Annotated in this window: 14 protein-coding genes and 1 pseudogene; 8 read left to right on the top strand and 7 right to left on the bottom strand. The window is 67.6% G+C overall.

Annotated features, from left to right (window positions below; translation table 11 throughout):
• Positions 1-401 precede the first annotated feature (401 nt).
• Positions 402-2,183: a hypothetical protein gene (locus ACFVJ3_RS24195; RefSeq protein ID WP_378454453.1), complete on the top strand. Its 1,782-nt coding sequence runs from the start codon at positions 402-404 to the stop codon at positions 2,181-2,183.
• Here the strand turns inward: ACFVJ3_RS24195 and ACFVJ3_RS24200 are convergent, their stop codons facing one another.
• Positions 2,184-3,050 carry a S49 family peptidase gene (locus ACFVJ3_RS24200; protein WP_378454454.1) on the bottom strand — a complete coding sequence of 289 codons (867 nt, stop codon included), beginning with the start codon at positions 3,048-3,050 and terminating at the stop codon, positions 2,184-2,186. It lies immediately after the preceding gene.
• 41 nt (positions 3,051-3,091) lie between these two features.
• Between ACFVJ3_RS24200 and ACFVJ3_RS24205 the strand changes: the two genes are divergently transcribed.
• Positions 3,092-4,021, top strand: coding sequence for an LLM class F420-dependent oxidoreductase (locus ACFVJ3_RS24205; RefSeq protein ID WP_378454455.1), 930 nt, complete (start codon positions 3,092-3,094; stop codon positions 4,019-4,021).
• Here ACFVJ3_RS24205 and ACFVJ3_RS24210 read toward each other — a convergent pair.
• Positions 4,018-4,251: pseudogene (locus ACFVJ3_RS24210) on the bottom strand (RidA family protein); the annotation flags it as partial. The gene ACFVJ3_RS24205 and the pseudogene ACFVJ3_RS24210 overlap by 4 nt on opposite strands.
• 181 nt (positions 4,252-4,432) lie before the next feature.
• Here ACFVJ3_RS24210 and ACFVJ3_RS24215 point away from each other — a divergent pair.
• Both ACFVJ3_RS24215 and ACFVJ3_RS24220 read left to right on the top strand, forming a co-directional pair.
• Entirely contained in the window at positions 4,433-4,846 is a 414-nt protein-coding gene (locus tag ACFVJ3_RS24215) for an ester cyclase (RefSeq protein ID WP_378454456.1), read from the top strand.
• A 26-nt stretch (positions 4,847-4,872) separates the two neighbouring features.
• Complete coding sequence (locus ACFVJ3_RS24220) at positions 4,873-5,184, top strand: DUF3303 domain-containing protein (protein ID WP_378454457.1); 312 nt, start codon at positions 4,873-4,875, stop codon at positions 5,182-5,184.
• 6 nt (positions 5,185-5,190) lie between these two features.
• On the opposite strand, the gene ACFVJ3_RS24225 is transcribed toward ACFVJ3_RS24220, so the two are convergent.
• Together ACFVJ3_RS24225 and ACFVJ3_RS24230 are read right to left on the bottom strand one after the other, a co-directional pair.
• Positions 5,191-5,784, bottom strand: coding sequence for a hypothetical protein (locus ACFVJ3_RS24225; protein ID WP_009477090.1), 594 nt, complete (start codon positions 5,782-5,784; stop codon positions 5,191-5,193).
• A 108-nt stretch (positions 5,785-5,892) separates the two neighbouring features.
• On the bottom strand, positions 5,893-6,834 hold the full coding sequence (locus ACFVJ3_RS24230) for an AraC family transcriptional regulator (protein WP_378454458.1): 942 nt from the start codon (positions 6,832-6,834) through the stop codon (positions 5,893-5,895).
• 80 nt (positions 6,835-6,914) lie between these two features.
• Between ACFVJ3_RS24230 and ACFVJ3_RS24235 the strand changes: the two genes are divergently transcribed.
• Together ACFVJ3_RS24235 and ACFVJ3_RS24240 are read left to right on the top strand one after the other, a co-directional pair.
• Positions 6,915-7,745, top strand: coding sequence for an NmrA family transcriptional regulator (locus ACFVJ3_RS24235; protein ID WP_378454459.1), 831 nt, complete (start codon positions 6,915-6,917; stop codon positions 7,743-7,745).
• A 2-nt stretch (positions 7,746-7,747) separates the two neighbouring features.
• On the top strand, positions 7,748-8,215 hold the full coding sequence (locus ACFVJ3_RS24240) for a DUF1772 domain-containing protein (RefSeq protein ID WP_378454460.1): 468 nt from the start codon (positions 7,748-7,750) through the stop codon (positions 8,213-8,215).
• A gap of 9 nt (positions 8,216-8,224) precedes the next feature.
• Here ACFVJ3_RS24240 and msrA read toward each other — a convergent pair whose 3' ends face one another.
• Positions 8,225-8,935 carry a peptide-methionine (S)-S-oxide reductase MsrA gene (gene msrA, locus ACFVJ3_RS24245; protein ID WP_378454461.1) on the bottom strand — a complete coding sequence of 237 codons (711 nt, stop codon included), beginning with the start codon at positions 8,933-8,935 and terminating at the stop codon, positions 8,225-8,227.
• Entirely contained in the window at positions 8,895-10,088 is a 1,194-nt protein-coding gene (locus ACFVJ3_RS24250; RefSeq protein ID WP_378454462.1) for an acyltransferase family protein, read from the bottom strand. The genes msrA and ACFVJ3_RS24250 overlap by 41 nt, the downstream gene beginning before the upstream one ends.
• A gap of 258 nt (positions 10,089-10,346) precedes the next feature.
• On the opposite strand from ACFVJ3_RS24250, the gene ACFVJ3_RS24255 reads away from it, so the two are divergent.
• Positions 10,347-10,970: a superoxide dismutase gene (locus ACFVJ3_RS24255; protein ID WP_012691075.1), complete on the top strand. Its 624-nt coding sequence runs from the start codon at positions 10,347-10,349 to the stop codon at positions 10,968-10,970.
• Positions 10,971-11,085: 115 nt separating this feature from the next.
• Positions 11,086-12,525 (top strand): amidase, encoded by a 1,440-nt coding sequence (locus ACFVJ3_RS24260; protein WP_378454463.1) that lies wholly within the window; start codon positions 11,086-11,088, stop codon positions 12,523-12,525.
• A 3-nt stretch (positions 12,526-12,528) separates the two neighbouring features.
• On the opposite strand, the gene ACFVJ3_RS24265 is transcribed toward ACFVJ3_RS24260, so the two are convergent.
• Entirely contained in the window at positions 12,529-13,878 is a 1,350-nt protein-coding gene (locus ACFVJ3_RS24265) for a hypothetical protein (RefSeq protein ID WP_378454464.1), read from the bottom strand.
• Between the last annotated feature and the right edge of the window lie 11 nt (positions 13,879-13,889).

Below are 13,889 nucleotides of genomic sequence, written 5' to 3' on the forward strand. Positions count from 1 at the left end.
GCCCACGACCGAATCGTCCTTTTTGGGGAGAATGTGTGAGCTGCACCACGTGAAATGCGGAGTTATCCACAGTTTCCACAGGTTCATACACAGTTATGGACAGTGCGAGTAGTCCCTATACACAGGTCAGAGCGCATGCGAATCCGTGTTTGTTGACAGCCTCGGATGAACGGTCCACAACGGTGGATGAATTTGACATCGCAGCTCGGTGAACAATCGGACTCGGTGACCGACGGCTCGGCCCGGAATTACCCCTCCAGTTCGGATCGCCCGCGAAGCGACCCGAGAACTCCGGACCGGCCGTCGTCTCCCCCACCTGTGCCGGGCAAAAATGCCCCGACACTTGATCTGACGCAGCCCGGCGCGGTTTGGTTCCACCCGATCTGTAATCTCGGAAAACGATGACGGACGACGTCGGATCGCGGTGGCACCTCGGGCCCGCCCGTGTCCTCCAGGTGGCGGCAGCCCTCGTCGTGGTGCAACTTCTCGTGCGGACGTGGGTAGCCGCCAACAGCGATTTCTACTGGGACGATCTGATCCTCGCCGGACGCGGCGGAAGCCTCCCGCTGCTCTCGGCCGACCTGCTGCTCTACGACCACGACGGTCACCTGATGCCGGGAGCTTTCCTGGTGGCGGGTATCGCGACGCGCGTCGCGCCGTATGAGTGGATCCTGCCGATGCTGACGATGATCGCGCTGCAGGCGGTGGCGTCGTATGCGGTCTTCCGGTTACTTCGCACGATCCTCGGTCCACGACCCGTCCTGTTGGTTCCGCTGGCGATCTATCTGTTCTCTCCGCTGACTGTGCCGGCGTTCGCCTGGTGGGCGGCGGCGCTCAACGCACTGCCCCTGCAGATCGCGCTGGCGTGGGTGGCGCGCGACGCCCTCGAGGTGTGCCGCACCGGACGGCGGCGGTACGCGGTCTCGGGCACGCTGGTGCTGATCGCGTCGCTGCTGTTCTTCGAGAAGTCCGTCGTGGTCCCGTTCGCCGCGTTCGCGACCGTGGCCCTGCTCGCGCACGTCGGCGGGCGGGAGCGGCCTGTGCGGTCGACGCTGCGGCGAGGCGCGGCCCTCTGGATCCCGTCGGCGGCGGTGCTCGCGGTGTGGGCGGCGTTCTACTTCTCCACCGTCGCGTCGCAGTGGGAGTGGGCGGGTGCGTCGCGCGCGTTCGAACTGTTCCACCACGGCACGTCGCTCGGGCTGCTGCCCACGTTCGTGGGTGGGCCGTGGACGTGGGAACGGTGGATTCCGAGTCCCCCGTGGGCCTCCCCGTCGACGACGCTGGAGGTGGTCGGCTGGGTGGTCCTCATGGCGGCGGTCGTCACGACGGTCCAGCTGAAGCGCCGCATCGGCTGGGTGTGGATCCTCACGGCCGGGTACTTCCTGCTGTCGGTGACCGCGATGGTCGTCACCCGATGGGGCGCGGACACCACCTACGAACTCGCGCAGACCCTGCGCTACTTCACGGACACCGCGGTGATTCTCGCGATCGCCGTCGCGGTCATCGCCCGGGCACCCCGCCGACGCGCCGACCCGGTTCGGGTGCGGCCGCTGGTGGCCGTGACCGCCGTCGTCGCGTTCGTCGCGAGCAGCCTGTGGTCGACGTACACGTTCACCCGCAGCTGGGAGGAGAACCCGACTACCGCCTACCTCGCGACCGCGCGTGCGTCGCTCGCCGAGCGGGATGACGCGCCGATCCTCCAGCAGCCCGCGTCCATCTGGGTGCTGTTGCCGGTCGCGTACCCGAACAACCTGGTGAGCCGGGTCCTCGCACCGCTGCGGGACCGCCCCGAGTTCTCCGACAGCACCCCCGACCTCCGGATGATCGACGACGCGGGTTCGGTGGTCGACGCCCAGGTCACGTGGGTGCGCGCGATCGAGCCCGGACCCGTCCCGGACTGCGGGAACCTGGTGGAGCAGCGCAGTTTCGTCCCGCTTCCCCTCGACGGACCGCTGACCGGCTGGGAGTGGACTGCGCAGCTCAACTACATGGCCACTGCGGACGGGGAGATCGCCGTCGCGATGGAGGTCGGCAGCCCGGTGCGGGTGCCGGTGCAACGCGGCCCGAATTCGGTGTTCGTGCGGCTCACCGGCAGCGGTCGGAGCGTGCGGGTGAGCGCCCTGACCCCGGACCTGTCGCTGTGCATCGGCGCGGGCCCGGTCGGGGTCGTCGTGCCGAAGTAGTTACCGCCCGTACCGCGACCACGCGACGCGGGCACTGGCCGCACCGACGATCGCGGCGGCCACCTCGTCCCAGCTCGCAGCGGGCAGCCCGAGCTTCGCGAAGAGGGAGCGGCGCGGTCCGGTCATTTCGAGGGTGGCGTCGGGGAACTGCTTCTCCACCACCTCGCGCAGTGTGCCGATCCCGTCGACGATGCCGAGCTCGACGGCGCGGCGCCCCAGCCAGACGTCGCCGTTGAACAGCTCGGTCCCGTCCGCCTTCAGCTTGTCCCCTCGGCGACCCACCACCCAGTCGCGGAACTCGTCGTGGATGCCTTCCTGGATCTGTTCGAGCCACTGCACGTCCTCGGACTTCTCCGCGAAGAACGGGTCGAGGCGGGCCTTCGCCTCGCCGGCCGAGTGCAGCCGCCGTTCGATGCCCAGCCGGTCGATCAGTTCGGAGAACCCGAAGCCCGCCGAGATGACGCCGACGGAGCCGACCACCGACGTGGCGGTCGCGTAGATCTCGTCGGCCGCGCAGGCCAGCCAGTAGCCGCCGGACGCGACGACGTCCTCGCAGAACGCGAGCACGGGCAGTTCGTGTTCGGTGGCGAGCTGCCGGATGCGGGCGGCGATGTATTCACTCTGCGTCGGCGACCCGCCGGGACTGTTGATCAGCAGCGCCACCGCTTTCGCACCGTGGGTGGTGAACGCGCGTCGCAACGGTTCCTCGACGGATTCCGCGCTCAGCGCCCGCCCGAAACCCGCGCCGCCGGATGCGATCATCCCCTGCAGCCGCACCACCGGCACCACGCCGGCGCTGGAGCCTCCGAACGCGTCGGGCAGCTTGTCGGCCAGCGGTTTCGGCAGGTTCAGTGGGATCTTGGCCATGAAATCAGCGTACCGATCACGGATCGGGCAGAGTGGTTCACATGGAGTTGCGAATCTTTACCGAACCCCAGCAGGGTGCCACCTACGACGATCTTCTGGCGGTGGCGCAGGCCGCCGAACGTTTCGGGTACGGCGCGTTCTTCCGGTCGGATCACTACCTCGCCATGAACACCGAGGGTCTTCCCGGACCGACCGATGCGTGGATCACGCTGGCGGGTCTCGCCCGGGAGACGTCCACGATCAGGCTCGGCACCCTCGTCACGTCCGCGACGTTCCGGTATCCCGGACCGCTGGCGATCTCGGTGGCGCAGGTCGATCAGATGAGCGGCGGCCGCGTCGACCTCGGCATCGGCGCCGGCTGGTACGAGGGGGAGCACCAGGCGTACGGCATCCCGTTTCCGCCGCTGAAGGAGCGGTTCGAGCGGCTCGAGGAATCCCTCGCGGTGATCACGGGGCTGTGGCGCACTCCGCTCGGTGAGACCTTCTCCTACGACGGGACGCACCTGACGGTCAAGGATTCGCCCGCACTCCCGAAGCCGCGGCAGCCGCAGGGTCCGCCCGTCCTGATCGGCGGCACCGGCAAGAAGAAGACCCCTGCGCTGGCCGCGAAGTACGCGGACGAGTTCAACGTCCCGTTCCAGTCCGTCGACGAGACGCGGGACGTGATCGAACGGGTCCGGCTCGCGTGCAAGGCGATCGATCGCGACCCCACCGAGTTGGTGTATTCCAACGCGCTCGTCCTGTGCTGCGGGCGCACCGAGGAGGAGATCGCGAAACGCGCCACGAGCATCGGACGCGAGGTGAGCGAGCTGCGGGAGAACGGCCTCGCCGGGTCGCCCGCCGAGCTCGTCGACAAGATCGGCCGCTACGCCGAGGCCGGATCGCAGCGGATCTACCTGCAGACCCTCGATCTCGGCGACCTCGACCACCTGGAACTGGTCGCCAGTGAGGTCGTTCCGCAACTGAGCTAGGCAAGCTCGAGTTCGGCGGCCACGACGACCGGAAGATTCAGGGGCAGCGCGGCCACCCCGATCGCCGTCCGGGCGTGGTCGCCGATTTCCGGGCCGAACACGTCGAGTACCACCTCGGAGTATCCGTTGAGCACCGCTGTCGTCTGGTCGTAGCCCGGCTCGGCGTTGATGAACCCCGTGACGGTGAGCCACGCACCGATGCGGTCGAGATCGCCCACCGCGCGACGGACTCTCGGGGCAGCACCAGGCCCAGGTTCACGTAGTCGGGACTCCGCGCCCATCACACCTCCACTCGACGACGGCTCGGGTCTTTCGGCGCGCTCAGCAACATTCCGTTCCCTTTCCGCCGGTGGAATGCTCGAAGTACGACCGGAACGGCCGTGTGGACTCTCGAGTACGCCGGAGGTTGTGATGGGTTCTGCGGAAGAGGCGGTAGTGCGTCGATTCTACGAGGAGATGAACAACGATCGAAAGAACGAGATAGCGGTGGAGCTGTTCAGCAGCGACCACGAGATGCACGATCCCCAGGTCCCGGGTGGGCCGGGTCCCGCGGGAATGGTGGCGGCGATCTCGGCCTACCAGGACGGGGTGGACGGGCACTGGACCATCGAGGAGATGTTCTCGGCCGGTGACCGCGTCGTCGTGCGCTGGACGGGCACGGGAACGCACGTCGGTGAGATGAACGGGATTGCGCCGACCGGCAACAAGATCCGAGTGGACGCGATCTCGATCCATCGGCTGGCCGACGGCAAGATCGCCGAGACCTGGCAGGTGTGGGACACGCTCGGATTCCTTCAGCAGCTCGGCGCGGTCCCCGCGAGCTGATCCCGGCACACCCTCGGGAGGGTGCGATGAAGTACGTGATTACCTGGACGCTGCGTAATGGTGGGTCCGCCGCCGAGAACGAGGAAGCTGCGCGGCGGAGCCTCGAAGTGTTCGCGAGATGGACGCCGGCGGAAGGGGCGAACTTCCATCATTTCCTCGGTCGCCTGGACGGAACCGGGGGATTCGCCTTCGTCGAGGCGGACGACCCGAACGACGTCTTGGACGGCCCGACGAAATTCGGACCTTTCTTCGAGTTCCACGTCTACCCTGTCGCCGACATCGCCGTCACCACGCAGGCTGCGCAGCAGGCGGTCGAGTTCAGGGGCTCGATCAGCTGAGCAGGCTCAGTGCCGGGTGGTCGAATCCAGGAACTGGCGGAGGTCGCGGTCCCACTGCGCGTCGCGGGCGCGGTTCAGGGAGGCGCGGCAGATGAGGAAGCCGGACAGCGCGATCATCATCACCGCGAACCAGGTGAACAGCCCGGCGATCACGCCGGCCACTCGTGCCGCGGACGGCGACATCGGTTCGGTGGTGAGGTTGCCGTCGGCGTTGACCCAGATGTCTTCCTTCGTTCCCGAAGGCGTGGCGGGGTCGACGGTGATGTCGGCGTGGCGGGTTTCGTTACCCCACGTCCACTTGGCGGGGGCGGTGTCGACGCCCGACGGTGCGACGTCGGAGGTGACGGACACGCCGGTGGAGTCGGCGAGCGTGGTGGCGGAGACGGTGCGGTAGTCCGCGACCTGCTTCTCCGCCAGCGTCAGCTGACTGTCGATGGTCCGGGCGCCCACGAGGATGGCCAGGGGCAGCATCGCGAACGCGAGCACCACGACCGCGAGGGTGAGCATGTTCTCGATCCGGTCCGAGCGCCGGAGTAGCGGGTTGTGCCGCTGACGGGCCGACCGCTTACGCAGCCCCCGCGCTTGAGAGTTGTTCCACATTCCGGATCCGGTCCTCTCGCCGACAATTCCCTACCATCCAGGGTCGTACGCAAGGCAAACAAGATCAAGTTAATCCGGTGTGTCTTTGGGCACTGTGCCGTAATACACTCATCTGCTCCCCGCCATCTCACGATGCTCCTTGGGGCTCACTCCGCGCACGCGTTTGAACGCCGCACTCAGCGCGAATCCGCTCCCGTACCCCACTCGCTGGGCCACCGACGCGACCGTGGCGTCGGGTTCGCGGAGCAGATCCGCGGCCAGGGACAGCCGCCAGCCGGCGAGGAACGTCATGGGAGGTTCGCCGACGAGGTCCGTGAACCGCCGTGCGAGGGCAGCCCGCGACATACCGGCTTCCGCGGCGAGCGACTCCACGGTCCACCGGCGGGACGGGTTGTTCTGCAGGATGCGCATCGCCTTGCCCACCACCGGGTCGCTCTGCGCCCGTACCCACGACGGCGCCTCGGCCGCCGGCCGCGCGAACCAGGCGCGCAGCACCGCGATCAGCAGCAGGTCGAGCAGGCGGTCGAGCACCGCTTCCTGTCCGGGTTCGTCGCGCACCACTTCGTCGTGCATGAGGGTGACCAGCCGCGAGTCCCAGTCGGCGCGGCGCTGCACGACGAGTTCCGGGAGCGCGGTCAGCAGTCGCATGCTGATCTCGCCCGGGGTCTGGTACGTCCCGGTCAGCATGACCGTGCGGCCGTCCGCACTGTTTCCCCAGGTTCGTACCCCGAGGTCCATCGCCTCGGCGAGCGGCTCCCCGCGGAGCGTTGTGCAGCTCTGGTCGGGGTTGATGATCACGTGCGGCGGGGTGTCCGGATGGTCGGCGACGACGTACCGCTCGGGTCCGCGGACGATCGCGACGTCACCCTCGGTGAGCTGAACCGGGTCGCCGGTGTGCGGAAGGACCCACGCTTCGCCCCGGCCCATCGCGACGAGGCTGAGCGGCGCGTGGTCGTCGATCTGCAGCGACCATGGCGGTTCCATGATCGAGCGGAGCACGAACGCTCCTGCGGCACGGGGACCACTGATGAGACCGGCGAGGGGATCCACAAGTCCAGCGTAGACGCTCGCGTATGTATCAGCGCGTTTCAACCATGGAAAGTCTCGACGACGCCGTCTTGACTGAAGACATGACAACGACACCGCACACACTCGTCCTCACCGGCACCGGCAAGGTCGGCAGCCGCGTCCTCGCCCGGCTCGCCGCCGCAGACGTGCCCGCTCGGGGCGGCTCCCGCTCCGGCCGTCCCCCGTTCGACTGGGAGAACAGGGACACGTGGCGGCCGGCGCTCGAAGGAATCACCTCGGTGTACATCGCCTACTACCCGGATCTCGCGGTACCGGGAGCGGCGGAGGTCGTCGAGGAGTTCGCGGGCCTGGCCGTCGCGAACGGGGCCCGGCGACTCGTCCTGCTCTCCGGTCGCGGTGAAACCGAGGCCGAGCGCAGCGAACTCGCCGTCCGCAAGGCGGGAGCCGAGTGGACGATCCTCCGGTCGAGTTGGTTCAGCCAGAATTTCAGCGAGAGCTTCATGCTCGACTCACTGCTCGCAGGCGACCTCGCGCTGCCCGTCGACGGACGCGTGCTCGAACCCTTCGTCGACGCGGACGATCTCGCCGAGATCGCCGTCGCCGCACTGGCCGGGGACGGCCACGCCGGCGAACTGTACGAGCTGACCGGGCCGCGGTTGTTGTCGTTCGGTGACGCCGTCGCCGCGATCTCGGAGGCAACGGGTCGCGAAATCCGGTACACACCAGTCACTTCGGAAGAGTATTCGACGGCCCTGGGCGGGCAGGGGGTACCGTCCGACGCGATCGGCCTGCTCACCTACCTGTTCGACGAAGTGCTGGACGGGCGCAACGCATCGCTCACCGACGGGGTGGAACGCGCACTCGGGCGCGCGCCCCGCGACTTCACCGACTACGTCCGCGCCGCAGCAGCGGCCGGTGTCTGGAGGGTCTGACCATGGAGCGTTATCTGACGATCGTCACGGCGGTGGGCGCCGGCGTGGTGGGCGGCGTGATGTTCGCGTTCTCCACGTTCATCATGACCGGGCTCGGTCGCCTGGAACCGGCTCAGGGCATCTCGGCAATGCAGGCGATCAACCGCGAGGCGCCGAACTTCTGGTTCATGACGGCGTTGTTCGGCACCGCATTGACGTCGATCGTGCTCGCGGTCGTCAGCGTGGTGCGGCACGACAGTTCGGCCGTCTACGCGGTGATCGCCTGCGCGCTGTATCTCGTGGGGATCGTCCTGACCATCGTCTACCACGTGCCGCACAACAACGCGCTGGACGCGATCGATCCCACCGCCGCCGACTCGGCGGTGTACTGGCGCGACTACGTGTCGGGCTGGACCGGGTGGAACCACGTGCGCACCGTCAGCGCCATCGCGGCGTCCGCTGTGCTCACGTGGTCCGCGACCCGCGGTTGAGACCGGAGGCTACGAGGGCGGCAGGATGTCGGTCTGCGCCGGGACCTCGTCCTGCTTCAGCAGACCGACCGGGCAGCTGACGCCGGTGGCGTGCACGGGGCAGTAACCGCCCGGGTTCTTCGCGAGGTACTGCTGGTGGTAGTCCTCGGCGTAGTAGAACTGCGTGAGCGGGGCGATCTCCGTGGTGATCGCCCCGTATCCGGCGTCGGCGAGCCTCTTCTCGAAGGCCTCACCGGTGGCTTCGGCGATCTCCACCTGCTGTTCGTCGATCGTGTAGATCGCCGAACGGTACTGCGTTCCCTGGTCGTTGCCCTGCCGCATGCCCTGCGTGGGGTCGTGGTTCTCCCAGAATTCCTTGAGGATCTCGGCGTACGAGATCACCTTGGGATCGAAGACCACGAGCACCGCCTCGGTGTGCCCGGTGCGACCGGAGCAGGTCTCCTCGTAGGTGGGGTTGGGCGTGTAGCCGCCGGCATATCCCACCGCGGTGCTGTAGACGCCGTCCAGTTGCCAGAACTCCTTCTCGGCGCCCCAGAAACATCCCATGCCCAGCACCGCGGTCTGCATGCCCTCGGGGAACGGGGGTTGCAGGGGGTGACCGTTGACGAAGTGCGTCGCCGGAACGGGAATCGGCTGGCTGCGGCCGGGGAGGGCATCCTCGGCGGTGACCATTACGGACTTAGCGGCTGCTCGACCCAGAAGCTCGTCGTACCAAGACATGATTCGATGCTACGCGCGGTGCCGGAGTGGCCTCCTGCGCGAGCGCCGCCTGTGCGCGCATCCGCTCGACGCGAGCGGTGACCCACGCCGTCGCGGGGACCTCCACCCACCGGAACAGCGCCTCCGACACGAGTGCCGTCACCACGAGGAATGCGACCACCGCTCCGGTCTCGCCGAACGAGCCGACCGTGTGCTCGTACACGCGGTAGAGAATCAAAGTGTGGACGAGGTAGATCGCGAAACTGCGCGTCGCGGTCCACCGCACGACGGCCCAGTGCGCCGCGGGCCCGTCGTATCGGCCCACCAGCACGACGCCCGCGGTGACGACGGCGAACGTCCAGAGGTAATGATCGCCCGCCCAGTACACGCGGAAGTCGGTGGCGAGGCGGATGACCTCGACCTGGGCCAGCCCGGCGACGACGATCCACCGGCAGTCCGCGAGCCGCGCCCAGCCGAGGTAGATGATCTGCCCGAGGAACACGGCCGGCAGCGTCGCGGCGATCTTGGACAGCATCGGAACCGTGTACGGCTGCGGCGCGTACAGGTTGTAGAGCAGGATCAGCGCGCAGAGCGCGGCACCGGCCATCGGCATCGCGATGGGCAGGGTGCGCAGAACGGGGCGCGCGGCCACGCAGGCGAGGTAGAAGACGATCTGCACGGCGAGGGTCCAGGTGACTCCGAGAACCGCCACCTCGGGTTTGAGGAAGAATCCGCCGAGCACGAAACTCAGGGCCGCGTCGATATTCGACACCCCGTCCTGGCCGCTGAACATGCCGTTGATGCCGAGGCGGACCAGCACGATCGCGGCGAGAACGGCCACCCAGAATGCGGGCAGGATTCGTCCGAGCCGGTTGAACAGAAATTGCCCGGGCTCGTGACGAATAGCCGAACGGGTGATCAGCACCCCGGTCAGCATCATGAAGACGGCGACCCCGAGGAAGGACAGATGCTGGTTGAGACCGCCTCGCTCGATGAAGATTTGGTAGACGACGTCGATGAACCACCATCCGGTTCCGAGGTCGTCGATCAGATAGAACGAGATGTGCGAGTAAATCACGGCCAGAACTGCGAAGAAGCGGAGCAGGTTCGCGCCCGTGAGCTCCACACGCGGCGCGGCCGCATGCGAATCTGCAACAGGTATCAGCGAAGGCATCGCGTCAGCTTAAGGTTCCGTTCACCGGTCGGACGAATTCTCACGACATCCAGTGTCGCCGCGCCAGCCTTTTTTCGGGTGCCCGAACTTTCCTTTCCGGGAATCGCTCCGTGACCCCAACTGTTGCGCAGGGTGTACCAATGAGATTGGGTATATACCCGAGAACGATTCGCCAAAGGCGGGTGTCAGACGCGTGCCCACGTGTCGTCGGCACCCGGAAACACTAGGGCTCACACGCCCATAGATGAAGGGACCCTCGTGTCTGTTTACACGCTGCCGGAACTCCCGTACGACTACGCAGCTCTCGAGCCGCACATCTCCGGCAAGATCATGGAACTGCACCACGACAAGCATCACGCCGCGTACGTGACCGGTGCCAACACGGCCCTCGACAAGCTGGCCGAACTCCGCGAGTCGGACACCCTGCCCGCCGTGGTCAACCTGCACGAGAAGAACCTCGCCTTCCACTTGGGCGGCCACACCAACCACACCGTCTTCTGGAACAACCTCTCGCCCGACGGTGGCGACAAGCCGACCGGTGAGCTCGCTGCCGCGATCGACGACCAGTTCGGCGGCTTCGACGCGTTCCGCAACCATTTCTCGGCCAACGCCAACGCCATCCAGGGCTCCGGCTGGTCCATCCTGGCCTGGGACTCCATCGGCCAGCGCCTGCTCATCGTCCAGCTGTACGACCAGCAGGGCAACATCCCGATCGGCCTCACGCCGCTGCTGCTGCTCGACATGTGGGAGCACGCCTTCTACCTCGACTACCAGAACGTCAAGGGCGACTACGTCAAGGCCTTCTGGAACATCGTGAACTGGGCGGACGTCGCCGCTCGTTTCGAGAAGGCACGCACGCAGACCGCGGGCCTGATCGTCTAGTTTCCTCTTCGCGGCCACGGGCGCACGGACCACTCTCGGGTGTGTCCGTGCGCCCGTGCTCGTTTCGCGACCGGAATTCCATCCCTGCAGGCCGAGCGTCCAATAGGCTTCGGAAGTGACCGAGTTCAGCAACCCCGCCCGTGACGACACCGTCGTCCACGCATTCCGCGAAGACGCGCTCGGCGACCTCGACGCCACCGGCCTCGCGGCACGGATCGCCTCCGGCGAGGTGTCGATCCGCGAGGTGACGGAGGCGGCGATCGCGCGCGCCGAATCCGTCGGACCCGCCCTGAACGCCCTGGCGTTGGCCGACTTCGACCGTGCGCTGACGGAGGCGGACCGCCCGCACGAGGGTCTCTTCGCGGGAGTGCCCACCGTCGTCAAGGACAACGTCGACGTCGCGGGCCTGCCCACGCAGCACGGCAGCGTCGCTTTCGCCGCGCAGCCCGCCCGGGCCGACAGCGACTTCGTCACGCAGTACCTGTCGACGGGTGTGCTGTCTCTGGGGAAGAGCAGGCTGCCCGAGTTCGGCTTCAGCGCGTCCACCGAGTTCATGGACGCCGAGGCCGTGCACAATCCGTGGAATCCCGCGTTCTCGCCGGGAGCGTCGTCCGGCGGATCGGCCGCACTCGTCGCTTCGGGGGTCGTGCCGATCGCGCACGCCAACGACGGTGGCGGATCCATCCGCATTCCCGCGGCCGCGTGTGGGCTCGTCGGCCTGAAGCCGTCCCGCGGTCGGACGGTCCCCGACGCCATGGACAAGACGTTGCCGATCCGGATCATCGCGCAGGGCGCCGTCACCCGCTCGGTGCGGGACACCGCACGGTGGATGGCGGCCGCCGAACGGTACTACCGCAATCCGGCGCTGCCACCCATCCGGTCGGTCGAGGGGCCGAGCAGCACCCGGCTGAAGGTCGGGGTGGTGGTCGATTCGGTCACCGTGTCCCGCACGGACGACGAGACCCGCAAGTCGGTCCACGCGACCGCCGATCTGCTGGCGGACCTCGGTCACCACGTCGAGGAGTGCCCGATGCCGGTGAACTCCTCGTTCGTCGAGGACTTCTGCATCTACTGGGGATTTCTGTCGTTCGTCATCTCCAGCAACGGCAAGCGGATGCTCGGACCGGACTTCGACCGCGACGCCACGGACAACCTGACGCGCGGACTCGCCGCGATGTACCGCAAGAAGATCGCGAAGACTCCGCGGGTGCTCTACCGGTTGCGGCGCACATACAGTGAGTACGCGCAGATCTTCCAGAAGTACGACGTGATCCTGTCGCCCACCCTCGCCCACACGACTCCGGAGCTCGGATACCTCTCGCCGACACAGAGTTTCGAGGAGCTCTTCGACAAGCTGATCGCCTACACGGCGTTCACGCCGCTCAACAACGCGTCGGGCGGACCGGCCATCTCGCTGCCGATGCACGAGACGTCCCGCGGCCTGCCGCTGGCGTCGCACTTCTCCGCCGACCACGGCGACGAGCGGACGCTGCTCGAGTTGGCGTTCGAGCTCGAGCAGGCCACGCCGTGGCGTCGTATCCAGGACGCCCGCTGACGATCAGGCTTTGCGCCGCAGACCCATCCACACGACGGCCCCCGCCAGCAGCACGGTGGTGATCCCGAAGCCGACGGCGAGGTGCTCGGCGGTGAGGATCGGTGACGGCGCGGAGAGGGTGCGGGTCACCGCGACCGGTTCGGCGAGCACCGTCGCCAACTGGTTCTGCTGAGCCGCCGTGCGCACCGGCATCGCCGCGACACCGTTGTTGAGGTCGGTGGACAGCTGCCCGGACAACGTCTTCAGTTTCGCGAACCCGTCGACGATCTGTGAGGTGGCGCCTTCGAGCATGTCCGGTGCCTGATCGGCGATCGGGACGATGCCGTCGTTCAGTTGCCGTGCCCCGCTGCTCAGCTGATTGCTGGCGTCGGTGAGCTGACCCATCGCGACACGCACGAGTTCGCCCAGGTCCGTGTCGGGGCCGACCCCTCCGCCCAGCAGACCGGGCACCGAACCCAGCTGCGAGGAGAGCAGATCGAGGTCGGCACGAACCTGACGGAGCGACGGGACCACGTCCGATGCAACGGGTGTGGCGTCGAGAACGCGGATCGCGTCGTCGATCCTGGTGCGCATCTGGGTGGCGCTGTCGTTCGCCTCGCCCAGCGTCAGGCCCAGCGCACTCAACCGGTCCGCGAGGTCGTCGGCCGTTCCCGACGTCTCACCGACCACACCCGCCACCTGGTCGGCGACGCCCAGCAATTGCACCGAGCCGGAACGTGCCGTCTCGAGATACGGGAGCAGAGTGTCGGCGCCCTCCGTCAGCTGTTGCGCCGCATCGTCCGCCGCGGCCGTGCCCGCTGCGAGGAACCCGGCCGTCATGCCCGCCTGCTGGAAACGCGTCCGCGACGAGGACATGTTCGCCAGCAGATCCGTGATGCCGTCCGCGCCGATCTGGGAGGACACCACTCCGGAGAGTTCCTCGGACGCACCGGGGTCGGAACCCGCGACGTCGAGGTCGAGGGTCGCCTGCCGCGGCTTCGCGCCCCACACCGAGGACACCGCCTCGCTGAAGTCCTCGGGCACGGTCACGGTGGCGAACCAGTCGCCGCCCGCCGCCGCGTCCGCGTCGACCACCTGCCAGTCGAAGGCCTCGTTCGCCTCGAGCTTGTCGATCAGGGTGTCGCTCGCACGCACCGGTTTTCCGTCCACGGTCGCGCCGGCGTCGGTGTTGACGATTGCCACGGTCCGGCTGTCTGCCGCGCCGTCACCGAGGAACACGTACCCGAGTCCCCCCGCGGACGCCAGGATCAGGCCGGCCATGGTGGCCGCGGCGACGCGCCGCGACGTGAGGACCTTTCGCGTCGACTCGGGTCGGGCGTGATTCGCAGAGTTCCGTGCGCGCTCAGAGGTCATTCCGGCGAGGA

It is taken from the genome of Rhodococcus sp. NPDC127593, assembly GCF_042671975.1.
Lineage (GTDB): Bacteria > Actinomycetota > Actinomycetes > Mycobacteriales > Mycobacteriaceae > Rhodococcus_F.